The organism is Mesorhizobium sp. M2A.F.Ca.ET.043.05.1.1, assembly GCF_003952445.1.
Classification (GTDB): domain Bacteria; phylum Pseudomonadota; class Alphaproteobacteria; order Rhizobiales; family Rhizobiaceae; genus Mesorhizobium.
On record NZ_CP034446.1, the window covers coordinates 3,379,852 to 3,405,928 of the forward strand.

Sequence of the window (26,077 nt, forward strand, 5' to 3'; positions counted from 1 at the left end):
CGTGGCGCTGCTTATTTTGGCAAGCCATCGAAAACGGCTGGAATTGGCGGAAGCCCTCCCAACGTCGTCATTCCAGGGCGAAGCAGGAGCGAAGCTCCGTCGCGGAGACCCTGGAATCCGTGCCGTGACTCTGGCCGAAGAGCGCAGCGGAGCAGAATTCTGCACCGTTGCAACGCTTGGAAGTCACGGCATGGATCCTATGGTCTGCGCCGCGTCGCTTCGCTCCTTGCTCCGCCATAGGATGACGACGCAAGGGACGTTTCGGCCAATCGCCAAGGCATGCACCTAGAAACGCATATCCGAGCCGTCAAAAATTCTGTGTGCTCGAGAACTAACCCTCAGGCAGCGGAATGAACTCCTCCTCATCGCCAGGAACGATATCGAAGCGGCCTGTCTTCCATTCCTGCTTGGCCTGTTCGATGCGTTCCTTCGAGGACGAGACGAAATTCCACCAGATGTAGCGCTGGGAACCGAGCGAGGCACCGCCGAACAGCATGAAATGCGCGCCGCGCTCGGAGGAGACGACGATCTCCTCGCCCGGCTTGAACACCAGAAGCCGCTCGGCCGGAAAAACATCGCCGGCGATCGAGACGTCGCCCTCCAGCGTGTAGATGGCTCGTTCCTCGGCATCGGCGGGAATCTGCACGCTGGCGCCCGTCGCCAGGCGCAGATCGGCATAGAGCGTGTCGGAAGCGGTTGCGACCGGCGAGCGCAGGCCCGAGAACTCGCCGATGACGACGCGGCCGCTGACGCCCTCGGCATCGATCTGCGGCAAGCGGGCCACGGACGTGTTGGCGAAAACCGGGGCAATCTCCTCCTTGCCGTCCGGTAGCGCCAGCCAGGTCTGCAGGCCGGAGACCGACATCGGCGCGCCGCGCAATTCTTCCGGCGTGCGTTCGGAATGAACAATGCCGCGCCCGGCGGTCATCAAATTCACGTCGCCCGGCGCGATCACCATTTCGGTGCCGAGCGAATCCCGATGCCTGATCTTGCCGTCGAACAGATAGGTGACAGTGGAGAGCCCGATATGCGGGTGCGGGCGCACATCGAGCGCGTGGCCGGCGCGCAGGATGGCCGGGCCCATGCGATCAAAGAAGATGAACGGCCCGACCAGGCGGCGTTTTGCCGTCGGCAAGGCGCGGCGAACCTCGAAGCCGCCGATGTCCTTGGCGTTCGGGATGACCATCAGTTCGATCTGATCGCAGGCGAAGGCATCGCCGGGTTCAGGATCGTTTCCCGGAAAAAAGCTCATGACTGTCCTTCAGGCGAAACGCAACGCCGACCTGGCCTTCGCCTTGGCGGCCTCTTCCTCGCGATTGCGCGGTTCCTGGCTGGTTTCGAGCGAGTCGATCAATTCGCGCGCGGCGGCGGCGATCGCTTCCACGGCGTGATAGAAGGCATGCTCGTTGCGCTTGGACGGTTTCGTCGAGCCGCTCAGCTTACGCACGAATTGCAGCGCCGCGTCATGCACCTCGTCATTGGTCGCCGGCGGCTCGAAATTGGCCAGGGTCTTGATGTTGCGGCACATGGCTTGAACTCCTTACCTGCTTGCTCTGCCTACGCTATTCCGGATTATTCGGCGTCGAGCGGCTCCGTTCCCACCGGCTTGCCGTCGCGCGACAGCCTGATCTTCTCGACCTTGTCCTCGGCCGCCTTGAGCAGCCGGTCGCAATGCGCCTTCAGCGCCTCGCCGCGCTCATAAATCTTGATCGACTGATCGAGCGGGACGTCGCCGCGCTCCAGATCGTCGACGATCTTCTCCAGCGCGTCGAGCGCCTGCTCGAAGCTCATCGCCTTGACGTCCTCATTGCCTTCCACTGCCATACCCTATCCCTTCATCAGCCGCCCGACATGGGCGGCGACTGAAAATGCCAGTCCCTGCAGATCGTAGCCGCCTTCCAGCAGGCTGACGAGCCTGTTGGAGCTGTGGCGGCCGGCGCGCTCCATCAACTGCCCGGTCGCCCAGTCGAAATCGTCCTCGGTCAGGTTGATCTCGGCCAGCGGATCGCGGTGATGCGCGTCGAAGCCGGCGGAAATGATGATCAGGTCCGGCGCAAAGGCATCGATCGACGGCAGCACGCGCGACAGGAAGGCGTCGCGGAACATGTCGCTGCCGGTCCGCGGCGCGAGCGGCGCGTTGACGATATTGCCGGCGCCGGTCTCGCTCTTGGCGCCTGTGCCCGGGTAAAGCGGCATCTGATGCGTCGAGCAGTAGAGCACCGACGGGTCGTCCCAAAAGATGTCCTGCGTGCCATTGCCATGATGGACGTCCCAATCGACGATGGCGACACGCTCGGCCTGGTGCTTCTTCTGCGCGTAACGGGCAGCGATCGCCGCCGTGTTGAAGAGGCAAAAACCCATGGCCGTCGTCTTTTCGGCGTGATGCCCAGGCGGACGGGCGGCGACGAAGACATTCGAGGCTCGGCCCTCGAAGACATCGTCTATCGCCGCATTGGCCGCGCCGATCGCCGTCACCGCGGCCTGCCAGCTTTTCGGGCTGGCGCTGGTGTCGGCATCGATCGAGACAATGCCGGTCCGAGGGATCGCCGCACGCACGCACTCGACGAAAGTCTCGGGGTGCGCATAGAGGATGGTTTTCTCATCGCCTTCCGGCGCCTTTACGCGGTCGAGCGCCGAGAACGCCTCGTCGTCCAGCACGCGCTCGATGGCGCGCAGGCGGTCGGGCCGCTCGGGGTGGCCGGGCGGCGTGAGGTGTTCGAGGAAGATTGGGTGCGTGTAGAGACGGGTGGCCATGGCGCCTAATCTAGGCACCCGCAGCCGTAATGACCATGTTTGAAAAGCCGAATGGCTGGGGAAATTGCGCCAGCCCATGTCGTCCGCACCATTGGCGGGTGCCGAACTTCGCGGTAAGGTCATTCCGCTGCCTGGTGCCCGCGACGCGGGAGAATCGGGAACACGGTTTTATTCCGTGGCGTGCCCAACGCTGTGAGGGGGACCGCGCCGGCAAAAGCCACTGTCCATGACGGGAAGGCGCCGGAGCGGGACGATCCCGAGCCAGAAGACCGGCCCGGCAGACATGGTCGTCCGCTTGGTCAGGCGGGGGACGGCTTGTCGCAAGGGGAAAAGCGATGACGGCAGCAGCGATCGCCGCGTGTGGCGACGACTTTGACCAATTGGCGCGCGACGCGGTGTACCGGGCGATGTTCACCAGGCGCGACGTGCGCAGCCATTTCACAGCCGACGATCTCGACGATTGTGTGCTGGCGCGGCTTCTCACCGCCGCTCACCATGCGCCGTCTGTCGGCTACATGCAGCCTTGGAACTTCATCGTCATCCGCGATGCCGAGCGGCGCAGACAGGTGCGCAACCTGTTCCTCGCCGCGCGCGAGCAGGAATTGCCGGCGATCGAGGCGGAGCGGCAGGCGCTCTACCGCAAGCTGAAGCTCGAAGGCATATGCGAAAGCGCGCTCAATCTCTGCATCACCTGCGACCGGCAGCGCTCGAAGGACTCGCCGCTCGGGCGCTGGCACAATCCGGAGATGGATCTCTACAGCACCGTCTGCGCGGTGCAGAATTTCTGGCTGGCGGCACGCGCCGAAGGCGTCGGCGTCGGCTGGGTGAGCATCATCGAGACGGAGGCGCTGAAACGGCTTCTGTCGATCCCGGAGCATGTCACGCCGATCGCCTATCTGTGCGTCGGCCGCGTCTCGGAATTCGCGCCGAGGCCCGACCTCGAAGCGCATGGCTGGGGCAAGCGCCTGCCGCTGCCCGAGTTGGTGATGAGCGAGACGTTTCGCGGCGCCGGCGAGGCGCCGCTCAAATCGGCGATCGCAAGGCTAGGTCGCCAGCAATGATCAAGCGGCTCGCGGCGTATCCCAGCGCGAGCCGCCGAAGGAGCCCAGCGCCTTGTCGCGCAGCTCCCTGAATTTGGACGACGCCTCGGCGAGCCGGTTGTCCCATTCTGGATTGGGAACCTGGCCTTCGATGGCTTCGAAATAGACCTGCATCAGCGAGGCGATGGCGAAGGGCTCGATGAAGGCCGCCTTGAAGGCCCAGGCAAAGACGATGGCCAGCATGAAGGCCCAGCCGGCCAATTGTCCGGGCATGACCCACAGGATCGCGGCCGCGGGCGCCAGCATCAATAGGAAGATGACGAAGGACACGCCCCACATGATCACCGCCAACCAGACGGCGTTCTTGATCATGTGCTTGCCGTTCTGGGCGTAGAGCACGACGCCCTGCCTGGCCGTCTCGAAGGGCGAGTTCGAATTGATGCGGATGTTGTAGCCGAGGATGATCTCGTCGACATAGGTCAGAGACAGGCGGATCACCGTGTTGATGAAGCTGACGATGCCGCTCAGGCCGGGAATGGGCAGGAAGGCGGCGATGCCGCCGATCAGGCCGGTGATGGCGCGGATGGCGCCCTTGACCAACTGGTCGACGACGAAAAGGATATTGGCCTCGGCAAAGCGCTGGCTGACCACTTCCTTGGCATAGGCGATCTGGCCCTGGCCGTCGGGCACTTCATGGCCGTCGATCAGATGCACCATGACGGCGACATGGCCGGCTTTCAGCACATAAAGGATATATTCGCGGATCCAGTAGACTGCGATCGACACGATTCCGAAGCCGACCACGCCGCCCCAGAGAGCGAAGGACATCGGGCCATCCGGATCGGTCGAGATGTGGCCGACGCCGTAGCCGACGCTGGCGCCCGTGCCGGTCGCCATGATGTAAGCGACGGTGATGCCGAAATAGACGATCATGCGAAAGACGATGAACGGCCATGTCCGCATCATGATGGAGACCGACCTGGCGATGCTGAAGTCCCACATGCCCCGACTCTCCCGCCCTTAAGAGAATGGGAAGGGAGGATGCGCTCGCCCCTTTGATTGTCAATCACGGCAGGGTTGCGCCGGCCTGAAAGCGGTGCACAACCCGGCAAATAAGTTAACCAAGCGCACCGTCACGGCTTGCTGCGCAAGCCTTCGAGCAGTTGCTTGAAGGCGGCGATCGCCTTCTTCGAGGTGGCTTCAGGATCATTTGAATTGGCGATGCGCTGCGCGGCCTGACTGCTGGCACCATTGATCAGCCGCGAGGTTGTTTCAGGGTCGACATCGGCGACGACCACGCCCTCTTCCTGCAGCTTCGTCAGGTGGTCGGTCATCGAGGCGATGCAAGCGCTGGCATTCGGCCACTGCGCCGGGTCACCGAGCACCGCCGGGCCATCGCGGAACATGATGCGCTGGATTTCCGGCTCCAGCGCCATTTCGATATAGGTGGTGCATTCGTCGACGAAATGCTGCCAACGGGTCGGCGCCTTCGAGGCCACCTCGTTGACGCGCAAGGCCATTTCGCCGTCGATCTCGGCGATCACCGCCTGCAGCAGCCCCTTCTTGTCGCCGAAATGATGGTAGAGCGCGCCACGCGTGAGGCCGGCCGACGCGGTGAAATCGTCCATCGAGGACTCGGCATAGCCGACCGTGCCGAAGGCGTGGCGGGCGGCCGCGATCAGCTTGGCGCGCGTCTCGGCGATCATCTCCTTGCGCGGTCTGTGCATGGCTCTGGCCCTATTCACATACGCTTCGTATGCCAATTGATATACGCGGCGTATGAACTATCTCACATACGCAACGTATGTAATTGTGGTATGCACCCTTGTCGAGGAGCAGGATCATGCGAAACTCCTATGCGGACATCTTTCGGGCTCCCGGCACGAAAGGCTTCGCCGCAGCCGCCTTCGTCGCGCGCTTGCCGATCGCCATGGCGCCGATCGGCATCGTGGCGATGCTGTCGCAGACGCATGGCGAGTACTGGCTGGCCGGCGCGGTCTCGGCCACCTATGCGCTGGTCAACGCTTTTCTTTCGCCGCATGTGTCGCGGCTGGTGGACCGGCGCGGCCAGCTGGCGATCGCGGTGCCCATGACGCTCGTCTCGGTGCTTGCCTTCGCGACATTGATTATCGCGGCCAACCGGCATTGGCCAGCATGGACCTTGTTCGGTTCGGCCCTGCTCGCCGCCGCCATGCCCAGCATTCCGGCGCTGGTTAGGGCGCGCTGGACCGAGATCTTTCGCGATCGGCCGGAGCTCAACACGGCGTTTGCTTTCGAGTCAGCCGCGGACGAACTGGTCTATGTCGCCGGCGCCTCGCTGTCGGTGGGGTTGAGCGCGGCGCTGTTTCCCGAGGCCGGCATGGTCGTCAGCACACTGCTGCTTGCGCTGGGCTCAGCGGCATTCCTGCTGCAGCGCTCGACGGAGCCGCCAGCGCGGCCGGCGGAGCATGGGGCGACCGGCTCGGCGATCCGCCTGCGACCGGTGCAGATCATCACTTTCGCCCTCATTTTCGTCGGCGCGACCTTCGCCACCACGGAAGTCACCACCGTCGCCATCACCAAGGCGCTCGGCCAGCCTGAGGCGGCGAGCCTTGTCATCGGCGTCTATGCGCTGGGATCCTTCGTGGTTGGGATCATCGTCGGCGCGCTCAGCCTGAAGGCGCCGCTGCAGCGGCAGCTGGCACTCGCGGTCACCGTGATCGCGCTCACCACCTTGCCGCTGCTCTTCGCCGACACGGTGCCGACGCTGGCGCTGGCGGTGTTCGTCAGCGGCGTCGCGATCTCGCCGACCTTCATCACCGCCTTCGGCCTGATCGAGCGCCACGTGCCACCGGCCATGCTGACGGAAGGCGTCACCTGGGTGACGACCGGCATCGGCATCGGCATGGCGCTGGGTTCCTTCGCCGCGGGCTGGATGGTCGACACTTTCGGCCCGCAGAACGGGTTCTGGGTCTCGGTCGCGGCGGGCGCGATTGCGCTGGGCACCGTGCTTGCCGGCCAATGCCGGCTGGCGACGGACGATTGCGATGTGGACAGAGGCGAAGCGGTGGCGCCTGCGGAGTGACGGTTATTTGGCCGACGTTGCGGTTAGCCCGAGACCTATGCGACGTCGTCATCCACGGGCGAAGCGACGCCCAGCGGAGCGAAGACCCGAGGATCCATTCCGTGACCTTGATCGTAGGACGCGACGGAGCGGAATTCTGCACCGTCGCAACACGTGAAAGTCACGGAATGGATCCTCGGGTCTGCGCGCGTCGCTTCGCTCCTTGCTCCGCCCGTGGATGACGACGTCGCATAGGTCTCGGCCAATCGCCTGCGTTGCGGAAGGGTTCGGCCAAGTCGGGGAGGCTTCGGTCGGTCAGCAACGCCGGCAGGCTGCCATAGACCTCCGGCGCCAACCCTGACGGACTACAGAATCTCAGTCTTGGCGATATGGATGCCAAAGCCCTCGAGACCGACATAGTGGCGCTCGCGCGAGGCGATCAGGTTGATCGAGGAGATGCCGAGGTCCTTGAGGATCTGGGCGCCGAGGCCGATCTCGCGCCATTCGTTCTCGCGCCGGCGAGCCTCTTCGTGATCTTCGCGGTCGCCGCTCACCGGACGTTTGCGCTCCTGGTGGGCGACGCCGACCGAGCCTTCGCGCAGATAGACAATGACACCGCGCCGGCGCTCGCCCATCGCCTTCATGATGCCGTCCAGCCGGTGGCTGGTGCCGAACACGTCGGTCACGACGTCCTCCGGGTGCAGGCGCACCGGCACCTCCTCACCGTCGCGGATGTCGCCGAAGACGACCGCCAGGTGGTGCATGGAATCCCATGGCAGCGTGTAGGTGAAGGCCTGCGCCTTGCCGCCTGGCGTTTCGATATCGGAACAGGCGACGCGCTGGACCAGCGTTTCCTTGCGCTGGCGGTAGGCGATGAGGTCGGCCACCGAAACCTGCTTCAGGCCATGCTGTTCCGCGAAAGCTTGCACTTCCGGCCCGCGCTTGACCGTGCCGTCATCATTGACCAGCTCTGAAATGACACCGACCGGCGGCAGGTCGGCAAGCTTGCAGAGGTCGACCGCGGCCTCCGTATGGCCGGAGCGCATCAAGACGCCGCCTTCGCGCGCGATCAGCGGGAAGATGTGGCCGGGGCGCACGAAATCCGACGGGCCGACATTGCCGTTGGCGAGGTTACGCACGGTCAGCGTGCGGTCGTCGGCGGAAATGCCTGTCGTCGTGCCATGCTTGAAATCGACGCTGACGGTGAAGGCGGTGGTGTGGGCCGAATCATTGTCCGCCACCATCGGCGCGAGATTCAGGCGCCTCGCATCCTCGCGCAGCATCGGCGTGCAGACGATGCCGGAGGTGTTGCGCACGATGAAGGCCATCTTCTCCGGCGTGCAATGCACGGCGGCGACGATCAGGTCGCCCTCGTTCTCGCGCCCGTCATCGTCCATGACGACAACGATCTCGCCGCGCTCGAAGGCGCGGATCGCTTCGACGATCTTCTTCTGGTCGTAAGGCATGGGCGCTCGCTTCGCTCGCAAGGGAGTAGGGGAATAGGGCAGTAAGGGAGTAGGGGAAAGGAAATTTTGGCTGTTTCGGCGGGGCTGCTTAACATACTGCCCTATTGCCTTACTCCCCTCCCCTCCCCGTTTGTCCTCTGTGCCGCAGATAATGATCGGCGATCGCGCAGGCAACCATGGCCTCGCCGATCGGCACGGCGCGGATGCCGACGCACGGGTCGTGGCGGCCCTTGGTCATCACCTCGACATCCTTGCCGTCCTTGTCGATGGATTTGCGCGGCGTCAGGATCGACGAAGTCGGCTTGACGGCGAAGCGGGCGACGATCGGCTGTCCGGTCGAGATGCCGCCCAGGATTCCCCCGGAATTGTTGGACAGGAACACCGGCTTGCCGTCATTGCCCATGCGCATCTCGTCGGCGTTCTGTTCGCCGGTGATGCGGGCGGCCTCGAAGCCGTTGCCGATCTCGACGCCCTTGACGGCGTTGATCGACATCAGGCCGGACGCGATGTCCTGGTCGAGCTTGGCGTAGATCGGGGCGCCGAGCCCGGGCGGCACGCCGTCCGCGACGATCTCGATTACCGCGCCGACCGAGGAACCGGCCTTGCGGATGCCGTCCAGGTACTCGGTGAAGACCGGGACCGAGGCCGGATCCGGCGTGAAGAACGGATTTTCGGCATCGCCGACGAAATTCCAGTTCCAGTTGGCGCGATCGATAGACTTTTCGCCCATCGCGACCAGGGCGCCGCGCACCGTCATGCCGGGCACAACCCTACGCGCCAGCGCGCCGGCCGCAACTCTGGCGGCCGTCTCGCGCGCCGAGGAGCGGCCGCCGCCGCGATGGTCGCGCAACCCGTATTTGACGTCATAGGTGTAGTCGGCATGGCCCGGCCGGTACTGGCGGGCGATCTCGCCATAGTCCTTGGAGCGCTGGTCGACATTCTCGATCAGCATCGACACCGGCGTGCCGGTGGTGATCATCGTCTCGCCGTCCTCGTCGAGGATGAAGCCGGACAGGATCTTGACCTCGTCCGGCTCGCGGCGCTGGGTTACGAAGCGCGACTGCCCCGGGCGGCGGCGGTCGAGGTCGGCCTGGATGTCCTCGCGCCTGAAGCGGATGCCGGGCGGGCAGCCGTCGACAACGCAGCCGAGCGCCGCGCCATGGCTTTCACCCCAGGTGGTGACGCGGAAGAGATGGCCGAATGTGTTGTGAGACATGAAAAACGTCCTGCCCGGCGAGGAAACCGGCTACGGCTGCCTTCTATTGGCGTTTTCCACAGTGGTCAAACGGCTGCATCAAACTGTGATGTGGCGGATTTAGTTTTGACACATTCGGTTGGTTTCTGCTCTCTTCCCATCCGCCGTTGAGGACCCGCCGCTGACCAGCCGGCGCAATGACCAAAGAGGACGACGATGCGTACCCTGATTGGCGCCGCCTGCGCCATGCTCATGATTTCCACTGCCGCCGCATTCGCCGGCCAGACCGAGGGCCTGATCAAGAAGGTCGACAAGGACACGCTGACGCTGACGCTTGACGACGGAAAGGCCTACAAGCTCAACGCCGAGACCGATATCGACTCGCTGAAGCCGGGCATGGACATCGTCATCGCCTATGACGTGAGCAATGGCGAGAATGTCGTGACCGATATGCAGTTGCCCGACAGCGACCAGAACTAACTTTTCCGGCCAGGGGCTTGAACGCCTAAGCTTCGTCATTCCAGGGCGGAGCAAGGAGCGTAGCGACGGCGCGCAGCCCCTGGAATCCATGCCACTACGTCTGAGCTTTTCAGCGGTGCAGAACGATCTTTTCTGCACCGTTTTTACCATTCGGGGAATGTCACGGCATGGATCCCCGGGTCTTCGCTCCGCTTCGCGTCGCTGCGCCCAAGGATGACGACCTTCACGGCCGCACCCGGACCTATAACCACTCCAAACTCCGGCCTTCCAGCCGAAGCAGGCGGTCCTGGGGGACATCGAGACTGGCGGCTTCCTGCTTGGAAAGGCCGGTGACGAGGCGGAAAAGGCAGCGCATGACGCCGCCATGGGTGACACACACCGTCTGCCGGTCAAGCGCGTCGAACCAAGGCTTCACCCGTTCGAGCAGCATCTCGTAGCTTTCCGCGCCCTCGCCGGGCGGCTGGAAATCCCATTTCGCGGCGCGGCGGCCATGCGTGGATCCAGGATGCCTTGCCTCGAGCTCCCGAAACGTAAAACCCTGCCATTCGCCGAAACTCAATTCCACCAGACGCGGCTCCGTCCGGTAAGCGAGCGGGTCGAGTCCCATTGCCGCGCGCATCAGTTCCATTGTTTCGCATGTGCGCCGCATCGGACTTGCGACAAAGTCGAAACCCTCACCTTTGCCGATCATCGCGGCCAGGCGCCGTCCGTTGGCAGTCGCCTGCTGGCGTCCAAGCTCATTGATGTCGGTGTCGGCCTGACCCTGCAGGCGACGCTGGGTATTCCACTCGGTCTGGCCGTGGCGCGCGATGTAGACGAGCGGGTACATCAGGTCTTCCAAGGTCGGACGCTATTTGCTTTTGCAAGCAATTCCGGGCGGAAAACCGCTTCGCACTTTTCCTGGAATTGCTTGGACGCTGGATAGGCGGAAAGATCAGTCCTTGACGGTCGAGATATCCGGCGCGTCGACCGCCTTCATGCCGACGACATGATAGCCGGAATCGACGTGATGGACCTCGCCGGTCACACCGCGCGACAGGTCGGACAGGAAGTAGACGCCGGAATCGCCGACCTCTTCCTGGGTGACCGTCTGCTTCAGCGGCGAATTGTATTCGTTCCACTTCAGGATATAGCGGAAATCGCCGATGCCCGAGGCGGCGAGCGTCTTGATCGGACCGGCCGAGATCGCGTTGACGCGGATCTTCTTGGCGCCGAGGTCGACGGCGAGATAGCGCACGCTCGCTTCCAGCGCCGCCTTGGCGACACCCATGACGTTGTAATGCGGCATCACCTTCTCGGCGCCGTAATAGGTCAGCGTCAAAAGCGAGCCGCCATCGGTCATCAGCGGCTCGGCGCGCTTGGCGATGGTGGTGAAGGAAAACACCGAAATGTCCATGGTGCGCAGGAAATTGTCGCGCGTGGTCTCGACATAGCGGCCGGTGAGCTCGTCCTTGTCGGAGAAGGCGATGGCATGGACGAGGAAGTCGAGCTTGCCCCAGTGCTTGGCGATGTCGGCGAAGACCGCGTCGAGGCTTTCCGGGTCAGTGACGTCGCAATGGCCGGCGACATGCGCGTTGAGCTCGGCCGCCAGCGGCTCGACGCGCTTCTTGAAGGCCTCGCCCTGATAGGTCAGCGCGATCTCGGCGCCGTGATCGACGCAAGCCTTGGCGATGCCGAAAGCGATCGACCGATTGTTGGCGACGCCCAGGATCAGGCCTCGCTTACCGGCCATCAGGCCCTGTCCACCTGCCATGTGCAAGCTCTCCGCAAGAATATCTGCTTTGTGGAGAGCCCTATCGCACAGGCACAGAGCCCCTTCAAGCGCTCAAAAGACACTGTAACGGGAACAAAATTCCCTCGATCAGCCTTTTTGGCGGCGCATCAGGGCCTCAAGCTCGGCATTGCCGCCCTCCGGCAGCATCAGCCGCACATGGGCATAGAGATCGCCGTGGCCGCCGGCCTTTTCCGGCAAGCCCCGGCCTTTCAGCCGCAACACCTTGTCCGAGCTAGACCATGCCGGAACGTTGACCGCGAGCTTGCCGGTCGGCGTCTCGACCGCCACCTTGGCGCCGAGCACGGCGTCGGCCAGATCGACAGGCAGATCCACATGCAGGTCGCGGCCCTCGATGCGGTAGCGCGGGTGACGGCGGATGTGGATCTTGACCAGCGCGTCGCCCGGCTGTCCAGGCCCCTGCTCGCCCTGGCCCTTCAGGCGGATCGTCTGGCCGTCCTCGACATAGGCCGGCAGCTTGACCGCAACCTTGCGGCCGTCGGGGAACATCGCCGTCACCTTGTCGGCGGTGGCCGCCTCCTCGACGCTGATGTCCATGGTGACGTTGAGGTCGGCAGCCTGCGCCGGCTGCCGGCGATCGCCCCGGCCAGCGCCGCGGGCGCCGGAGAAGGCATCGCCGAAGATCTGGCTGAAGATGTCGCTGTTGCCGTCGAACGGATCGCCGCCCGGACGCCCGGTGCGGAATTCGAAATGCGCGCCGCCCGGGCCCTGCTGGCGGCGGAACCCGGCGAACGGGTCGCCGCCGGCCGCGCCTTCAAAGCCCTGGAATTTCGGCTTGCCATCGGCGTCGATCTCACCGCGATCGTAGGCGGCGCGTGTCTTTTCGTCGCCGACGATCTCGTAAGCCTGGTTGGCGGCCGCAAAACGGTCCTTCGCCTTGGGATCATTCGGATTCTGGTCCGGATGATATTTCTTGGCGAGCTTGCGGTAAGCCGATTTTATGTCCTTGGCCGATGCGTTCTTGGCAACGCCCAGCACCTCATAGGGGTCGCGCATGCTTCCTGCCTGCAAGAGAGATTGAATCCACGGTTGCACCCTATATGCGCTCGCATAGGAAGAAATTCCAGTGGCGCAAGAGGGATTTGCGCTGCCTAAATCAGAGCGGTTTGAACTCCTGCATGCGCCAGCCGCCGGCTTCGGCCAGGCACAGTTCGCCCTTGTAGAGCGCAACGCCGTCGAAGCTCTCGCGCGTGGCGCTGAAACGGCGGCAGGTCAGGCCGCCGTCCTTCAGTTCCACCAGTTCGGTGATCGCGCCGCGCGAGCCGGTGCCAGCATTGGCCCATGGCACCGTCTGGCCGCCAAGCTCCTTGATGTCGGCGGAAGAAACCGCGTTGCCGATGGTGGTCTGGTCGGAGTCCTGGTCGGAGGCAGCCGGCGCGGTTGGCGAGGACGGCGCGCTGGCGGTGATGATCGAGCGGTCGACCTCGGCTTTTTGCAGGCTGAAGCCGCCGGCGCCGCAGGCGGCAAGGGGAAGCGCCAAGGTCAGCAGCGCAGCCTTGGCACTGGCCGAAGCGATAACGCTCCATTGCCCGCTGTCAAAAGCTTGCGCGATACGCGACAATCGGCGAACTCCTCCCGCAATGTTAAAAATTTGGAAAACTATGAACGAAACCGAGTTAACAAGCAGTGACTTCACCGAAGCGGCGGAGCCGTTCCGGCTCTTTGCCGCATGGCTGGAGGACGCCACGAAGAGCGAGCCCAATGATCCCAATGGCGTGGCGCTGGCAACCGTCGACGCCGACGGCATGCCGGATGTGCGGATGGTGCTGCTCAAGGGGTTCGACGAAAAAGGCTTTGTCTTCTACACGAATTTCGAGAGCGCCAAGGGCCGCGAAATTCTTGGCAGCATGAAGGCGGCGATGTGCTTCCACTGGAAGTCGCTGCGCCGCCAGGTGCGCGTGCGCGGGCCAGTGACGATCGTCAGCGACGCCGAGGCCGACGCCTATTATGCCACGCGCCCGCGCGGCAGCCGCATCGGCGCCTGGGCGTCGAAGCAGTCGCGGCCGCTGGAGAGCCGCTTCGCGCTGGAGAAGGCGGTGGCCGAATACACGGCGCGCTACGCCATCGGCGAGATCCCGCGGCCGAAGCATTGGTCGGGCTTCCGTATCGTGCCGCAGACGATCGAGTTCTGGCACGACAGGCCGTTCCGGCTGCATGACCGTGTCGTGTTTTCACGCAACGCCGCCGGCGGCTGGGACAAGACCAGGCTTTATCCTTGAGGGCGGGCGACGCGTTCAGCTCTTCTTGCGCGTCATGAAAGCGGTGAGCGCGGCGCGTGCCTCGTTGGACGTCAGCCGCTCGCGGAAATGCTCGGCTTCGACCTTGATGCGGGCGACGAGCGCTTCGCGCGGCTCGCGCATCAGGTCGCGCGCGATCTTCAGCGCCTGCGGCGGCTTGGCGGCGATGCCGTTGGCGGCGGCCAGCACCGTGCTTTCCAACGCGTCTTCGGCGACGACGTCATAGATCAGTCCGGCGGCCTTGGCGCGCTCGGCCGAAAAGCCATCGCCGAGCCCAAGCAGCGCGAAGGCGCCCTGCCGGCCCAGAAGCTGCGGCGCGATCAGGCTGGAGCCGGCCTCCGGCACCAGGCCGAGATCGACGAAGGGCGTGCGGAACAGCGTGCGCGGCGTGGCGAAGGTCAGGTCGCAATGCAGATTGAGCGTGGTGCCGATGCCGACGGCGATGCCGTCGACGCCGGATATCATCGGCTTCTGCGACATGGCCAGCGCCATCAGGAAATCCCACACCTCGTTGCCGCCCTCGCCGCCGGTGGCGATGACTAGGAAATCGGCGAGGTCGTTGCCGGCGGAGAAGGCGCCCGGAACGCCGAGGAAGACATGCACGCGGACCGCCGGATCGGCGTCGCCTTCGGTGAGCGCCGCCGACATTTTCGCGTACATGGCGCGCGTCAGCGCGTTCTTCTTGTCCGGGCGGTTGATGCGGATGATCTGCACGGCGCCCTGGCGCTCGACGAGGATATGGTCGGTCACGATTTTTTCCTTGTGAACGTCAGGCTGAAATCAGCGCCTTGCCGGCGGCGGCGAGGCTTTCGGCGCCGTCGATGACGCGCTCCTTCAAGGCGCGCGTCTCGCCGAGCAGGTTTTCGGCGAAGAAGCGGCAAAGCGCGATGCGGCTGCGGTCTGCCAGGCCACTCTGCGCCAGATAGGCGCCGCCGGCGGCGAGCGAGATCAGGCGCAGATAGGGCGTGGCGCCGGCCATCGCGGCGTCGGCCTCGCCGTCGGCAAGCAGTTTTTGCAGGAAGCGCGTCGCTTCGTCGAGATCGGCCAGCGCGCGGTCGAGATTGTCGGCGGTGCGGCCGAAGCCTTCGATATTGGAGGTGCGCACGGCGTCCGCCACCGCTTTCAGTTCGCTGATGTAACCATGCACATGCTCGCCGCCGCCGAGCGGCAGCTTTCTCGAGACAAGGTCGATCGCCTGGATGCCGTTGGTGCCTTCATAGATCGGCGCGATGCGCGCGTCGCGATAAAGCGCGGCAGCGCCCGTCTCCTCGATGAAGCCCATGCCGCCATGAACCTGGACACCCAGGGAGGCGACCTCGACGCCGACATCGGTGGAGAAGGCTTTGGCGAGCGGCGTCAGCAGGCTGGCGCGGTCATGCCATTTCGCTCCTGCCTCGCCCTCGCCGACGCGGGCGCGGTCGAGCGCATGGGCACAGGAATAGCTGATCGAGCGCGCGATCTGGGTCAGCGCCCGCATGGTGAGGAGATTGCGCTGCACGTCCGGATGATGGACGATCGGCGCCATGCCGGAGCCCGCATAGGCGGAAGCCTTGCCCTGGCGGCGCTCATTGGCATAGGCGATCGCCTTCTGCGTCGCGGTCTCGGCGACGGCTACGCCCTGCATGCCGACGGCGAGGCGCGCGTTGTTCATCATGGTGAACATGCAGGCGAGCCCCTTGTTCTCCTCGCCGATCAGCCAGCCGATGGCGCCGGGCTGGGCACCCTGAAAACCGTCGCCATAGATCATCGTGCAGGTCGGCGAAGCATGGATGCCGAGCTTGTGCTCGAGGCCGGAACAGAAGACGTCGTTGCGGGCGCCAAGCGAGCCATCGTCATTGACGAAGAATTTCGGCACCAGAAACAGCGAGATGCCGCGCGTGCCGGCCGGCGCGTCGGGCAATCGCGCCAGCACCAGATGCACGATGTTGTCGGTGAAATCGTGCTCGCCATAGGTGATGAAGATCTTCTGGCCGAAGATGTGGTAGGTGCCGTCGCCAACCGGCTCGGCGCGGCTGCGCAGGGCCGCGAGGTCCGAGCCCGCCTGCGGTTCGGTCAGGTTCATCGTGCCCATCCACTCGCCAGAGACGAGCTTTGCGAGATATTTGGCCTTGAGTTCCTCCGAGGCGTGTTTGTCGAGCGCCTCGACCGCGCCCATGGTCAGCGTCGGGCCGATGCCGAAGGCCATGGCGGCGGAGTTCCACATTTCGAGCGCGGCGACGCCGAGCATGGTCGGCAGGCCCTGGCCGCCGTACTCCTCCGGCCCCGACAGCGCGTTCCAGCCGCCGTCGATCCAGCGCCGGTAAAGCTCCTTCCAGCCGGGCGGCGTGGTGACGACCGCATCCTTCAGCACCGCGCCATGCTCGTCGCCGATCTTGTAGAGCGGAGCCACCTCCTCGCTGGCGAAGCGGCCGGCTTCAGCCAGGATCGCGTCGACCAAGTCCTCGCCGAGGTCACCGAAAATGCCGGCGTCCAGCGCCGGCTTCAGCCCCGCCACGTGCTTGAGCGTAAAGGCGATATCCTCGACGGGCGCGCGATACATGTCTCATCCTCCTCCGTCCCAGCCAATCGTAGTGCATGGCCGAAGCGAAACCATGCGTCGATTTCGCACCTTCTTTTTACGTAAACGTCAAACTTTGTCACGCGGATTTTTGCGTGGACTTCGCCATTCACGGGTGGAGCGGGAGCCGGGGCCCGATCCGTTCGAGGTTCGGGCGCTGTTTAGGGGGCTGATCGAACCATCAGCGTAGGCTGCGGCCCACCGCCTGCAGTGCCAAGAAGGCTTCGTAACGCTTGTCGTGCCAAGTGCGGATGTCGCCCGACGCAGGTGTAAAAATGTCGCCAAGCCGTGACATGGCAGGCATGGCGCTCGACAGGTCGGGGTAACGCCCAGCCGCGACCGCTCCAAGAATGGCGGCGCCCAGGAGCACTGGCTCGGCTGATTGCGACGCGGCGACCGGCAAGCCGGCGGCGTCGGCAAGCAGCTGGCGCACGAGCGGCGACTGCCCGGCGCCACCGCTGATGACGATTGTGTCGACGACAAGGCCGGACGACGCCATCGCTGCCACGATCTGGCGCACGCCGTAGCCGAGGCCGCAAAGCCCGGCCACGTAGAGGCCGACGAGGCTGTTGACGGAACGGTCGGTGCCGAGCCCGGCGATCAGGCCGCGCGCATCCGGGTCGGCCAAGGGCGAACGATTGCCGAGGAATTCGGGCACGACATGGATGCTTCCCGCGAGCGTGGCGGCGGCGGATAAATCAAGCGAAGCCTCCGTAGCGGCCGCGGCCAGCCAGTCGACCAGCGATTTGCCTTCCGCAGCCGCGCGCGCGGCGGCCTCGGCTGCGGCAGGGTGGAAATGCACCAGCAGATCGATGGCCGCGCCGGCCGCCGACTGGCCGCCCTCGCTCAGCCAGAACCCCGGCACCATGGCGGAGTAATAGGGCCCCCATACGCCCGGAACGAAGGCCGGACCTTGGCTGCTCGCCATAGTGCAGGCCGAAGTGCCGAGCACATAGGCCATGCGCGAGGCGATGGTGCCGGCATCGCCGGAAGCACCCACGGTACCGACGCCGCCGGCATGGGCGTCGATCAGCCCGGCGGCGACGATCGTGCCCGCGACCAGCCCCAGTTCGGTCGCGGCCGCTTCCGTCAGGCCGGCGCCGACCGCCGTGCCGGGATCGACCACTTCGGTCCCGATGCGGGCAAATCCTTCATCCGCAAGATCGCCGAGCCCGACGGAATAAAAATAGCTGTCATCCCAGCGCCGCTCATGGCCGAGATAGGTCCATTTACAGGCAAGGGTGCAGACCGAACGGGCAAGGCTGCCGGTGGCGCGCCAGGTCAGGTAGTCGGCAAGGTCGAAGAAATGCCGCGCTTTGGCAAAAGTCGCGGGCAGGTTCTCCTTCAGCCACAGGAGCTTCGGCGTCTCCATTTCCGGCGAGATGACGCCACCGACATAGTCGAGGACGGGATGCCGGAGGGCATTGATGCGCCTGGTCTGGTCGAGGGCGCGATGGTCCATCCAGACGATGATGTTCCTGTCGCTGTCTCCAGAGCGGCCGATCGGCAAAGGTTGGCCATTATCATCGACCACCACCAGGGAACAGGTCGCGTCGAAGCCTATGCCGCCGATGTCTCTGGGATCGACGCCAGCCATCTCGACCGCCTCGCGCACGCTGGCGCAGACCGCCTGCCAGATGTCGCGGCTGGATTGTTCGGCGATCTCGCCAGGCTCGACGAAGAGCGCGATGTCGCGCTTGGCGGAAGCGAGCAGCTCGCCGCGCTCGTCAAAGACGCCGGCGCGCGCACTGCCGGTGCCGACATCGATGCCAAGGAAGTGGGAAGACATGGGGGACCTCAGAAGCGGGGCAGTAGGCGGTAGGCGGTAGGCGGTAGGTCAGTGTTGAATGGCTGGACGCAAGAGCCTCTTTCCCTACTCCCTACTGCCTCATTCCTACTGCCTCACAAATCATTGCTCTGCGGCAGGATCACTAGATCGCGAATTGTGATGTTCCTCGGCCGCGTCAGCATGAACAGGACGGCTTCCGCGACCTCGACAGGCTGCATCAGCCCGCCGGCCGCCAGCTCGTCCTCGAGCTTCTGCTGCGGCCAGTCGCTGATCAGCGCCGTCACCACCGGGCCGGGCGCCACGGCGCCGACGCGCAGGCCGTGCTTGGCGACCTGACGGCGCAGCGTATGGACGAAGGCCTGGATGGCGTGCTTGGAGGCCGTGTAGACCGGCTCCCAGACGACGGGGACCAGCCCGGCGATGGAGCTGGTGACGATGATGTCGCCGGTCTTGCGTCCGACCATGTGCGGCAGCACCGCATGCACCGAGCGGAACACCGAGTTGATGTTGAGGTTCAGCATGCGGTCCCAGGCATCCGGGTCGCCATTGAGGATCTCGCCGCCGACGTAAGCGCCGGCATTGGCGTGGAAGATGTCTAGTTGGCCGGCCCTGTCGAGGATGCCGGGCAGCATGGTCGCCACGCTGGCGGGGTTGGTGAGGTCGACCACCAGCGGGATGGCGCCGTCGCCGAGTTCGGCGATGACCTCCTTCAGCCTGTCTTCAGCGCGGTCAACCAGCACCACGCGGGCGCCGGCAGCAAGCATCGCCCTGGCGCATTCAAGGCCGATGCCCGATGCCGCGCCAGTGACCGCGGCGACTTTTCCCGAAAGATCTTGAGCCATGTGTACCCTTCTCGTTTGAACGGTTCAGGCGCGGCCGTGCGAGGCACGGGAGCGGCGCGCGAGGGAGTCGACGATCACGGCGATGGCCAGAACGGCACCGGTGATCATGTAGCGGAGCGACGAGGACAGATCGAGCAGCGTCAGCCCGCTGGCGATCGACTGGATGACGATGATGCCGAGCAGCGCCGAATAGGCGCTGCCGCGGCCGCCGAACAGGCTTGTGCCGCCGATGACCGCGGCCGCGATGGCGTTCAAATTCACGTCGCCGGTGCCGGCCTGCTGGCTGGCGGAAGCAAGCCTGGCGGCCGCAAGGACGCCGCCGAGCGCGGCAAAGAGCGAGCACAGCGCGAAGGCGCTGAGATAGATGGCGCGTACCTTGATGCCGGCTCGCCGCGCCGCCTCCCGGTTGCCGCCGACGGCGGTCATCGAACGCCCCCATTTGGTCCTGGTCAGCGCATAGTTCATCGCCACGACGAGTCCGACGAACAGGCCGAACATCCAGGGGATGCCGCGCGACTGATTGAGGTAGGCGACGATCAGCTCGAGGCCGATGGTAATAGTGGCGACGCGCAGGACGAGCCCGGCTACGGACGGCGTCGAGAGATTGGCCGCGCGGCGGCGTGCGACGGTGCGGAGTCCGCTTACCAGCATCGCCAAACCCGGGATCGCGGCAAGCGTATGCGAGACCCATTTCGGCATCACCATCAGCTGGCCGAAATCCACCAAAGCCGAGCCGTAAGGCAGGTTGATCGAGCCGGTGGAGCCGAGGATATAGAGCTGCATGCCGAGCACCGCGAGCAGGCCGGCCAGCGTCGAAACGAAGCTCGGCATGCCGAGCCGGTTGAACAGCAGCGCATAGAGCGAGCCGATCAGGGCGCCGAATGCGAGCGCGGCCAGGATTGCCAGCGCGACCGGCCAACCCTGGTTGACCCAGAGCGTGCCGACCATGGCCGAGGCGAAGCCGCTGATCGAGCCGACGGACAGGTCGATCTCGCCGACTATCAGCACGCAGACGATGCCGAGCGCAATGACGCCGACCGTCGAGCAGTCGAACAGGAGGTTGACCAGATTGCTGCTCGACACGAAGATCGGGTTGAGGCTGGTGAAGACCGTCCAGATCACCACGAGACCGACGATGACCGGCAGCGAGCCGAGATCGCCGCTGCGCACGCGATCGAGGAAGGCGCGAACCGCGCCGCCGATGCCTGCCTCATGCTTCACGCGCGCATCGGCGCGGTCGAGCGCCAGGGGAGTCGAATTGCCTTGCTCCGTCATGGACGCGGCTCCCCCGCCTGTGCGCTGTGATCGCGTTCCATGCGCAGGCGCTCGACGCGCCGCGACACCGCGTTGTTCGACGCGCCGGTGATGGCGCTCACCAGGTCCTGGTTCGAGGCATCCGGCTCGAAGACGCCGTTGTTGCGCCCGAGCCTCAGCACCACGATGCGGTCGGCGACGGCGCGGACATCCTCCATGTTGTGGCTGATCATGACGACGCCGAGACCGCGCGCGCGGACGCGGTCGATGAGGTTGAGCACTTCCGCCGTCTGGGCGACTCCGAGCGCGGCGGTCGGCTCGTCGAGCAGGATGAGTTTCGGCTCGAGCAGCAGCGAGCGCGCAATCGCCACCGTCTGGCGCTGGCCGCCGGACAGCGAGGCGACCGCCTCGCGGACGCTCGGAATGCGCGCCGACAATTCGTTGAGCAGCGTCCAGGCACGCATCTCCATAGCCACCTCGTCCAGTCGCAACGGGCTGAGCTCGTTGCCGAGGAAAATGTTGGCGACGACATCGAGGTTCTCGCAGAGCGCGAGATCCTGGAACACCGTGGCGATGCCGAGCGTGAGCGCCGCGCGCGGGTCAGGCAGCGTGACCGACCGGCCGCGGAAATTGATCGTCCCCGAGCTCGGCTGATGAACACCGGCAAGGATCTTGACCAACGTCGACTTTCCGGCGCCATTGTCGCCGACCAAGGCTACGACCTCGCCGGCATGGACGTCGAAATCGATATCGGTTAGCGCCGAGACGGCCCCGAAATTCTTCGATATGCCGCGCAAGCTGAGCACCAGCTCACCGACGGAAGCCGACCCTTCAGGACTTTCGCTCATGCGCCGCCTTTCTTGACAGTCGTTGCCCGGACATCCGGCCGCCGAGGGGCGGCCGGATGCCACTTGATCAGTTGGTGATGCCGAGCTTCTTGCAGCCTTCGGCATAGCGGTCGACGCAGAGTTCGGCGGCCGTGTTGATCTTCTTGTCGATGATCTCAGCCTTGAGGTTCTCCTGCGTCACCACCGCCGGCGTGAAGAGCTGCGAGGGCGTGTCGTAGAGCGTCATCTCGGCCTTCGGCGTCTCGCCCGACAACAGCTTGACGGCGACGTTGGCCGCGGCGGCGGCGACGATCTCGCTCGGCTTGGAGATTGTGTTGTACTGGTCGCCGGCGATGATCAGCTGCAGCGCCGCGATCGTCGCGTCGTTGCCGGTCACCGGGGGAACCGGATCGACGCCGGCCGCCTTGAAGGCGGCGATCGCGCCGCCGCCGGTGCCGTCATTGGCGGCGACGACGCCGAGGATCTTGGCGCCGAAGCGGGTGACCTGGCCGCTCGCCCATTGCTGGGCCTTCGGCGGCGCCCATTCCGGCGTGTCGAACTCGGCCAGGATCGGATAGCCGCTGTTGTCGAGGCCCTCATGGATGCCCTTCTTGATCAGGCCGGCGGCGGCGTCGGTCGGCGAGCCGTTGATCTGCAGCAGGCCGCCAGTGGCCGGATCGACCTTAAGCGCCTTGAGGTGCTCGACCAGCGAATCGGCGATCGCCTTGCCGATGCCTTCATTGTTGAAGGAGACGTAGAAATCGGCGGGCGCCGTCGGGATGGGCCTGTCATAGGCGATCACCTTGACGCCCTGGCTCTGCGCCAGCTTCACCAGCGAGGCCGCGGCGGTGGAATCGACCGGATCGAGCACGATCGCCTTGGCGCCCTGCGAGATCACCGAATTGAACTGCTGCTGCTGGCGCGCGGCATCGGCATCGGCGTTCTGGTAGATCACCTTGCAGCCGGGGCAGAGCTTCTTCATCTCGGCGACGAAGCCCGGATAGTCGTGTTGCTCGTAGCGGGTCGATGCCTGGTCGGGCATCAGGAAGGCCACCGTTGCATCGGTGACGGTGTCTGCAAACGCTGCCGTGCTGCCGAGCAGCGAGAAGGCGAAAACAGCCGCGATCGTCGATTTCAAGGCAAACGGCGATTTCCAAGCATGTCTGGTCATTCGAATGTCTCCCTTTCGAGAAATGGTTTCACGAGGACCTGCGCGGTGAACGGCGCGCCAGGCCTTGACTGCATGTCTAACTGTTGAAAGGAGTATGATCAGTCGGCTCAGGATCGATCTGATCCTGGCAAGCCGCGCAAACATCCTCCTGAATGCTGGATTTCCCTGAATGTCTCTTTGGTCTTGACGCAATTCCTCTCGGAATCGCCTTGAGCTCCTCCCGGTTCCTCCCTGTTAGGCGGCAATCTCCGCGTTGATATTCTCAGCCAGCAACGCCCGGAAGCGCGAAGGAGACATGCCTTTCTGCGCCAGGAACTGACGGTTGAAATTCGAGATGTTGTTGTAGCCGGCGGCGTAGCAGATCTCGGTGATCGACATCTGCACCTCGCTCATCAAGAGCTGGCAGGCAAGATTGATGCGCAGGCGGTTGACATATTGCACCAGCGCCATGCCGGTGTGCCGGCGGAAGCTGCGCGAGAAGGCGCTTGGGCTGCGCCCGGCGATCTCGGCCAGCGTTCCTTCGCTGAACGGCTCGGTCAGGTGGCAATTGATATAGGCGAGCGCCTGGTTGATGCCTGCCGACATGAAGCCGGAGGGGTCGGGCAGATAGCCGGCGCTGGCCAGCGTGCGGACATCGCCGGCGCGGTTCAAGATATCGAGCACGGCCATGAACAGCGACAGGCGGCGCACGCCCTGCGCCTCGGTCAGCTCCGCCAGCAGGGGCGCCGCAAGTTCGGCCGTCGCCGGCGAGAACAGCGCGCCGCGGCGGCTGGTTTCGAGGATGCCGGCGCAGGCGGCAAGTTCGGGCAAGGCAGCTGAAGCGCTGGCGATGAATTCTTCGGAGAACTGCACGACGCGGCCGCGCAGCGGCACGGTCTCGCCCGGCGGCACGTCGCTGACCCAATTGTGCGGCAGATTCGGCCCGGTAAGCACCAGATTACCCGGCTCGAATTCGCCGATGAAGTCGCCGACGAAATAACGGCCGGTGGTGGCGACGACCAGATGCAGTTCGTATTCGGGGTGGAAGTGCCAGCGAACGGTGCGGAAAGGATAGCCGTGGGCCCAGGCCTTGAACGACTCTCCCTGTCTGATCTGGACGACTTCCAGGTCCGGATTCATGTTCATTTTCCTCCCCGCGCGGGTCCGGTCTTGTGACAGGTTGCTGCGCTTCGTCAGGCGGGCCCGCCTCTTCCCACTGGCCGCCGTTATCGAAAGCTTAGGCGGCAATTGAAGCCCCTGCCACCACGGCTTGTCCACCCGACCGATACTTTTTTGATGTTTTGGAGCGGACGGAAGCAAGCCGATGTTGTGAAAGCAATTCCTTAACCATAGCGGTTCAGGATCGTTCCCTGGTCAGTGGGGACACCCTGATTGAAAAAGCTGGCGCGCCCTCTTCGCCGCCTGGCGTTTCTCGCTGCGGCGGTTGCGCTGGGTACGGCGGCACAGGCCTCGGATTTCTCCGAGCCGTGGAAGAATGCCGCCCGCCCGCTGGTGATCGACGCCTATGAATACAATTCGATCGACTGGCAGCAGCTCGTCACCGACAAGCGCGTCGCCGGCTTCATCAACAAGGCGTCCGACGGGCTGCCTCCGCCCTACTTCTGCTTCGGCGCCGAGGCCGACGTCAAACTCTGCAAGGCGCAGTGGAAGCGCTATGCGGTGACGCGCGAGCTATTCCAGACGCGCAAGATCGTGGCCAAGGCGCTCGGCCTGAAATGGGGCGCCTATCACCTGGCGCGGCCCGGCAACCCGGTCGAGCAGGCCAATAATTTCATCGATTTCGCGGAACCGGCCCCGGATGAGCTGATGGCTCTCGACATCGAAGGCATCGATCCGACGCAATGGATGTCGCTGGAGGACGCCGAGGAATTCGTGCGCCAGGTGCATCGCCGCGTCGGCCGCTTCCCGGTGCTCTATGTCAACGGCAAGACGGCCCAGTACATCGCCGACAACCGTTACCAGTATCGACTGCTGTCGCGGCTGCCGCTCTGGTATGCGCGCTACAAGCCCGACATCGACGTGCATTTCCCGATGGGCAACTGGCAGGGCTATGCGCTGTGGCAATTCTCGGCGCAGGCCAATTGCGGCCGTTTCCGCTGCCCCTACCGCGTACCTGGCACGCCCAACGACATCGATGTCAGCGTCGCGCCGATGAGCGCCGACCAATTGCGCCAGCAATGGGCGTTTGGCGGTTTGCTCGACGTGCCGACTGACTATCTCGCTTCGATCCCGGTGCCGCTCTCGCGCGAAAAGGCGCTCGCCGGCAAGGTCACCATCACCTATGCCGATGTGGCGACACCACCGACCGTCGAGGAAATGGTCGCGGTGCTCGGCGCGCGCTGGGAAAAATTCCGCGACGGCTTCCGCATGCCGGTGGTGAAGACGGTGCCGCAGCGCCCGAGCTTCGGCATCGTGCAATATGTCGCCTGGAAGCGGACCGAGCAGCGCACACCCGAGCAGGTCGACGCGGCCTTTGCCGCCGCCGATCCGGTCAAGACCGCTTCGACCGCTCTGGACCGTAGGCGGCACTGAATCCCAAGCATCAGCGATGGTTGCCGAGGCTCGCATACATGCCGGTGGTGCGGAACTGCGTCGGGGTGATGCCGTAGAAACGGCGGAAGACCTTCGAGAAATAGTTCGCATCCTCGAAGCCGCAGAGCACAGCCACTTCCTTGACCGGCAGGAAATCGGCCTTGGTGAGCAGCTTGGCCGCGCGCTGCAGGCGCTGCTGCAGCACGAACTCGGCAGGCGGCAATCCTTCGCTCTCGGCAAAGCAGCGCGAGAAATGGGCGCGGCTGAGGCCGCTGATCCCGACTAGCTCCGCCACCGGCAGTGGCTTGTCGAGATTGGCGTTGATGTGATCGATGACCGGCTGCATGGCGCTTTGCTTCTCGGCGAAGGCATGCGAGCCGAAGACATCGTCGTAGAGCGCCATCGCCGCCTCATAGGCGATCGCGGAGGCCGCACCAGGCGAACCCGCTCCCTTGATGAGGCGCAGGCTGCAATCGGCAAGGTGATCGACGGTCGCCGGCTGCAGCCGGAACACCGGGCCGGAGACGCTGAGAATCGACTTGTGGATACGCAGCGCCTCCTCGCCGTTCATGGAGATCCAGAAGTATTCCCAGCGATCGCCCTGCCCCAACCAGTAGCGGTGGTTGTGCGGCACCAGAACCAGCAGCGTGTCGTTGGCCTGCAGACGGTAGTTGCGGTTCTCGTAGCGCAACTGCCCGGTGCCGCTGATCGTATGCTGGAGCACCGTGAACGGAGTCTGGCCACGCTTCCTGCCGTCCCAGTCATAGGTTTCGTCCTCGCGCACCTCATAGCCGGTGCTTGTCGGCATGGCATGCAGCCGCTGGCGCCCGCGCGGCAGCGAAATTGTCCGCATCAGTTCCCCGTTGGCGATCAAGTCACGCAGCACAAAATTACCCTCGAAAGCATAATCCTTCTCTGGCCGAGCCGGCGAATAAGCGCATAATCCGGCTTCTCAGAACGCGAAAGACCCGCGGTCGAGGAGCGGGCGGGAGGAGAAAGAGCCGGATTTCCGGCGTTGAGTGGCATGCGCGCTGTTGCGTGCGGCCATATCCTTCTCCCTTGCTCCTTGCCTAGCATTCGAACGGATCGAGGTGAAGG

General features: G+C 64.6%; 26 protein-coding genes and 1 riboswitch. Of the genes, 5 read left to right on the top strand and 21 right to left on the bottom strand.

The genetic code is table 11. The annotated features are described in order from the left end of the window. Positions 1-331: 331 nt before the first annotated feature. The 4 genes from EJ069_RS16650 to EJ069_RS16665 are packed head-to-tail and all read right to left on the bottom strand — an operon-like array spanning position 332 to position 2,754. Positions 332-1,252 (bottom strand): pirin family protein, encoded by a 921-nt coding sequence (locus tag EJ069_RS16650; protein ID WP_126062226.1) that lies wholly within the window; start codon positions 1,250-1,252, stop codon positions 332-334. Positions 1,253-1,261: 9 nt separating this feature from the next. Further along, positions 1,262-1,528, bottom strand: coding sequence for a DUF2277 family protein (locus tag EJ069_RS16655; protein ID WP_042641736.1), 267 nt, complete (start codon positions 1,526-1,528; stop codon positions 1,262-1,264). A gap of 44 nt (positions 1,529-1,572) precedes the next feature. Continuing rightward, positions 1,573-1,824 (bottom strand): exodeoxyribonuclease VII small subunit, encoded by a 252-nt coding sequence (locus tag EJ069_RS16660; protein ID WP_027164646.1) that lies wholly within the window; start codon positions 1,822-1,824, stop codon positions 1,573-1,575. A gap of 3 nt (positions 1,825-1,827) precedes the next feature. Then, the gene (locus EJ069_RS16665) at positions 1,828-2,754 is read right to left on the bottom strand and encodes a histone deacetylase family protein (protein ID WP_126062227.1); all 927 of its coding nucleotides are present in this window, start codon (positions 2,752-2,754) and stop codon (positions 1,828-1,830) included. A gap of 115 nt (positions 2,755-2,869) precedes the next feature. Continuing rightward, a riboswitch (cobalamin riboswitch) is annotated at positions 2,870-3,047 on the top strand. 42 nt (positions 3,048-3,089) lie between these two features. Between EJ069_RS16665 and bluB the strand changes: the two genes are divergently transcribed. Beyond that, the gene (bluB, locus tag EJ069_RS16670) at positions 3,090-3,815 is read left to right on the top strand and encodes a 5,6-dimethylbenzimidazole synthase (RefSeq protein WP_126062228.1); all 726 of its coding nucleotides are present in this window, start codon (positions 3,090-3,092) and stop codon (positions 3,813-3,815) included. On the opposite strand, the gene EJ069_RS16675 is transcribed toward bluB, so the two are convergent. Together EJ069_RS16675 and EJ069_RS16680 are read right to left on the bottom strand one after the other, a co-directional pair. Continuing rightward, positions 3,816-4,796, bottom strand: coding sequence for a hypothetical protein (locus EJ069_RS16675; protein ID WP_126062229.1), 981 nt, complete (start codon positions 4,794-4,796; stop codon positions 3,816-3,818). A 131-nt stretch (positions 4,797-4,927) separates the two neighbouring features. After that, positions 4,928-5,521, bottom strand: coding sequence for a TetR/AcrR family transcriptional regulator (locus EJ069_RS16680; protein WP_126062230.1), 594 nt, complete (start codon positions 5,519-5,521; stop codon positions 4,928-4,930). A 116-nt stretch (positions 5,522-5,637) separates the two neighbouring features. Between EJ069_RS16680 and EJ069_RS16685 the strand changes: the two genes are divergently transcribed. Continuing rightward, entirely contained in the window at positions 5,638-6,858 is a 1,221-nt protein-coding gene (locus EJ069_RS16685) for an MFS transporter (RefSeq protein ID WP_126062231.1), read from the top strand. A gap of 344 nt (positions 6,859-7,202) precedes the next feature. On the opposite strand, the gene ribB is transcribed toward EJ069_RS16685, so the two are convergent. Further along, on the bottom strand, positions 7,203-8,303 hold the full coding sequence (ribB, locus tag EJ069_RS16690) for a 3,4-dihydroxy-2-butanone-4-phosphate synthase (RefSeq protein WP_126062232.1): 1,101 nt from the start codon (positions 8,301-8,303) through the stop codon (positions 7,203-7,205). Between the two features lie 109 nt (positions 8,304-8,412). Further along, positions 8,413-9,519: a chorismate synthase gene (gene aroC / locus EJ069_RS16695; RefSeq protein ID WP_126062233.1), complete on the bottom strand. Its 1,107-nt coding sequence runs from the start codon at positions 9,517-9,519 to the stop codon at positions 8,413-8,415. 195 nt (positions 9,520-9,714) lie between these two features. Between aroC and EJ069_RS16700 the strand changes: the two genes are divergently transcribed. Beyond that, positions 9,715-9,978 carry a DUF1344 domain-containing protein gene (locus EJ069_RS16700; protein WP_042641719.1) on the top strand — a complete coding sequence of 88 codons (264 nt, stop codon included), beginning with the start codon at positions 9,715-9,717 and terminating at the stop codon, positions 9,976-9,978. 241 nt (positions 9,979-10,219) lie between these two features. Here EJ069_RS16700 and EJ069_RS16705 read toward each other — a convergent pair whose 3' ends face one another. The 4 genes from EJ069_RS16705 to EJ069_RS16720 all read right to left on the bottom strand — a co-directional run bounded on the left by EJ069_RS16705 (position 10,220) and on the right by EJ069_RS16720 (position 13,331). Further along, positions 10,220-10,807 (bottom strand): histidine phosphatase family protein, encoded by a 588-nt coding sequence (locus tag EJ069_RS16705; protein WP_126062234.1) that lies wholly within the window; start codon positions 10,805-10,807, stop codon positions 10,220-10,222. Between the two features lie 105 nt (positions 10,808-10,912). Next, positions 10,913-11,731: an enoyl-ACP reductase FabI gene (gene fabI / locus EJ069_RS16710; RefSeq protein WP_042641715.1), complete on the bottom strand. Its 819-nt coding sequence runs from the start codon at positions 11,729-11,731 to the stop codon at positions 10,913-10,915. A 108-nt stretch (positions 11,732-11,839) separates the two neighbouring features. Beyond that, on the bottom strand, positions 11,840-12,766 hold the full coding sequence (locus EJ069_RS16715) for a J domain-containing protein (protein WP_126062235.1): 927 nt from the start codon (positions 12,764-12,766) through the stop codon (positions 11,840-11,842). A gap of 100 nt (positions 12,767-12,866) precedes the next feature. Then, on the bottom strand, positions 12,867-13,331 hold the full coding sequence (locus EJ069_RS16720; protein WP_126062236.1) for an RT0821/Lpp0805 family surface protein: 465 nt from the start codon (positions 13,329-13,331) through the stop codon (positions 12,867-12,869). Between the two features lie 40 nt (positions 13,332-13,371). Here EJ069_RS16720 and pdxH point away from each other — a divergent pair, with 40 nt between their 5' ends. Beyond that, the gene (gene pdxH, locus EJ069_RS16725; protein ID WP_126062237.1) at positions 13,372-13,989 is read left to right on the top strand and encodes a pyridoxamine 5'-phosphate oxidase; all 618 of its coding nucleotides are present in this window, start codon (positions 13,372-13,374) and stop codon (positions 13,987-13,989) included. Positions 13,990-14,004: 15 nt separating this feature from the next. Here pdxH and EJ069_RS16730 read toward each other — a convergent pair whose 3' ends face one another. The 8 genes from EJ069_RS16730 to EJ069_RS16765 form a co-directional block, all read right to left on the bottom strand. Continuing rightward, positions 14,005-14,757, bottom strand: coding sequence for a crotonase/enoyl-CoA hydratase family protein (locus EJ069_RS16730; protein ID WP_126062238.1), 753 nt, complete (start codon positions 14,755-14,757; stop codon positions 14,005-14,007). Positions 14,758-14,776: 19 nt separating this feature from the next. Beyond that, entirely contained in the window at positions 14,777-16,546 is a 1,770-nt protein-coding gene (locus EJ069_RS16735) for an acyl-CoA dehydrogenase family protein (protein ID WP_126062239.1), read from the bottom strand. A gap of 199 nt (positions 16,547-16,745) precedes the next feature. Next, a complete protein-coding gene (locus EJ069_RS16740; protein WP_126062240.1) occupies positions 16,746-18,353 on the bottom strand; it encodes an FGGY-family carbohydrate kinase in 1,608 nt (535 codons plus the stop codon). Positions 18,354-18,466: 113 nt separating this feature from the next. Further along, positions 18,467-19,195 carry an SDR family oxidoreductase gene (locus EJ069_RS16745; RefSeq protein WP_126062241.1) on the bottom strand — a complete coding sequence of 243 codons (729 nt, stop codon included), beginning with the start codon at positions 19,193-19,195 and terminating at the stop codon, positions 18,467-18,469. 24 nt (positions 19,196-19,219) lie between these two features. After that, positions 19,220-20,470: a sugar ABC transporter permease gene (locus EJ069_RS16750; protein WP_126062242.1), complete on the bottom strand. Its 1,251-nt coding sequence runs from the start codon at positions 20,468-20,470 to the stop codon at positions 19,220-19,222. After that, positions 20,467-21,297: an ATP-binding cassette domain-containing protein gene (locus tag EJ069_RS16755; RefSeq protein ID WP_126062243.1), complete on the bottom strand. Its 831-nt coding sequence runs from the start codon at positions 21,295-21,297 to the stop codon at positions 20,467-20,469. The genes EJ069_RS16750 and EJ069_RS16755 overlap by 4 nt, the downstream gene beginning before the upstream one ends. 67 nt (positions 21,298-21,364) lie before the next feature. Next, entirely contained in the window at positions 21,365-22,447 is a 1,083-nt protein-coding gene (locus EJ069_RS16760; RefSeq protein WP_126062244.1) for a sugar ABC transporter substrate-binding protein, read from the bottom strand. A 234-nt stretch (positions 22,448-22,681) separates the two neighbouring features. After that, positions 22,682-23,566: an AraC family transcriptional regulator gene (locus tag EJ069_RS16765; protein ID WP_126064765.1), complete on the bottom strand. Its 885-nt coding sequence runs from the start codon at positions 23,564-23,566 to the stop codon at positions 22,682-22,684. Positions 23,567-23,827: 261 nt separating this feature from the next. Here EJ069_RS16765 and EJ069_RS16770 point away from each other — a divergent pair, with 261 nt between their 5' ends. Further along, on the top strand, positions 23,828-24,979 hold the full coding sequence (locus EJ069_RS16770; RefSeq protein WP_245456682.1) for a glycoside hydrolase family 25 protein: 1,152 nt from the start codon (positions 23,828-23,830) through the stop codon (positions 24,977-24,979). A gap of 10 nt (positions 24,980-24,989) precedes the next feature. Here the strand turns inward: EJ069_RS16770 and EJ069_RS16775 are convergent, their stop codons facing one another. Beyond that, a complete protein-coding gene (locus tag EJ069_RS16775; protein WP_126062246.1) occupies positions 24,990-25,832 on the bottom strand; it encodes an AraC family transcriptional regulator in 843 nt (280 codons plus the stop codon). Between the last annotated feature and the right edge of the window lie 245 nt (positions 25,833-26,077).

Excerpts from the sequence above, each read along its gene's own strand:
- EJ069_RS16650 (WP_126062226.1), bottom strand. The coding sequence starts at position 1,252 with ATGAGCTTTTTTCCGGGAAACGATCCTGAACCCGGCGATGCCTTCGCC.
- EJ069_RS16655 (WP_042641736.1), bottom strand. The coding sequence starts at position 1,528 with ATGTGCCGCAACATCAAGACCCTGGCCAATTTCGAGCCGCCGGCGACC.
- EJ069_RS16660 (WP_027164646.1), bottom strand. The coding sequence starts at position 1,824 with ATGGCAGTGGAAGGCAATGAGGACGTCAAGGCGATGAGCTTCGAGCAG.
- EJ069_RS16665 (WP_126062227.1), bottom strand. The coding sequence starts at position 2,754 with ATGGCCACCCGTCTCTACACGCACCCAATCTTCCTCGAACACCTCACG.
- bluB (WP_126062228.1), top strand. The coding sequence starts at position 3,090 with ATGACGGCAGCAGCGATCGCCGCGTGTGGCGACGACTTTGACCAATTG.
- EJ069_RS16675 (WP_126062229.1), bottom strand. The coding sequence starts at position 4,796 with ATGTGGGACTTCAGCATCGCCAGGTCGGTCTCCATCATGATGCGGACA.
- EJ069_RS16680 (WP_126062230.1), bottom strand. The coding sequence starts at position 5,521 with ATGCACAGACCGCGCAAGGAGATGATCGCCGAGACGCGCGCCAAGCTG.
- EJ069_RS16685 (WP_126062231.1), top strand. The coding sequence starts at position 5,638 with ATGCGAAACTCCTATGCGGACATCTTTCGGGCTCCCGGCACGAAAGGC.
- ribB (WP_126062232.1), bottom strand. The coding sequence starts at position 8,303 with ATGCCTTACGACCAGAAGAAGATCGTCGAAGCGATCCGCGCCTTCGAG.
- aroC (WP_126062233.1), bottom strand. The coding sequence starts at position 9,519 with ATGTCTCACAACACATTCGGCCATCTCTTCCGCGTCACCACCTGGGGT.
- EJ069_RS16700 (WP_042641719.1), top strand. The coding sequence starts at position 9,715 with ATGCGTACCCTGATTGGCGCCGCCTGCGCCATGCTCATGATTTCCACT.
- EJ069_RS16705 (WP_126062234.1), bottom strand. The coding sequence starts at position 10,807 with ATGTACCCGCTCGTCTACATCGCGCGCCACGGCCAGACCGAGTGGAAT.
- fabI (WP_042641715.1), bottom strand. The coding sequence starts at position 11,731 with ATGGCAGGTGGACAGGGCCTGATGGCCGGTAAGCGAGGCCTGATCCTG.
- EJ069_RS16715 (WP_126062235.1), bottom strand. The coding sequence starts at position 12,766 with ATGCGCGACCCCTATGAGGTGCTGGGCGTTGCCAAGAACGCATCGGCC.
- pdxH (WP_126062237.1), top strand. The coding sequence starts at position 13,372 with ATGAACGAAACCGAGTTAACAAGCAGTGACTTCACCGAAGCGGCGGAG.
- EJ069_RS16735 (WP_126062239.1), bottom strand. The coding sequence starts at position 16,546 with ATGTATCGCGCGCCCGTCGAGGATATCGCCTTTACGCTCAAGCACGTG.
- EJ069_RS16740 (WP_126062240.1), bottom strand. The coding sequence starts at position 18,353 with ATGTCTTCCCACTTCCTTGGCATCGATGTCGGCACCGGCAGTGCGCGC.
- EJ069_RS16745 (WP_126062241.1), bottom strand. The coding sequence starts at position 19,195 with ATGGCTCAAGATCTTTCGGGAAAAGTCGCCGCGGTCACTGGCGCGGCA.
- EJ069_RS16750 (WP_126062242.1), bottom strand. The coding sequence starts at position 20,470 with ATGACGGAGCAAGGCAATTCGACTCCCCTGGCGCTCGACCGCGCCGAT.
- EJ069_RS16755 (WP_126062243.1), bottom strand. The coding sequence starts at position 21,297 with ATGAGCGAAAGTCCTGAAGGGTCGGCTTCCGTCGGTGAGCTGGTGCTC.
- EJ069_RS16760 (WP_126062244.1), bottom strand. The coding sequence starts at position 22,447 with ATGACCAGACATGCTTGGAAATCGCCGTTTGCCTTGAAATCGACGATC.
- EJ069_RS16765 (WP_126064765.1), bottom strand. The coding sequence starts at position 23,566 with ATGAATCCGGACCTGGAAGTCGTCCAGATCAGACAGGGAGAGTCGTTC.
- EJ069_RS16775 (WP_126062246.1), bottom strand. The coding sequence starts at position 25,832 with ATGCGGACAATTTCGCTGCCGCGCGGGCGCCAGCGGCTGCATGCCATG.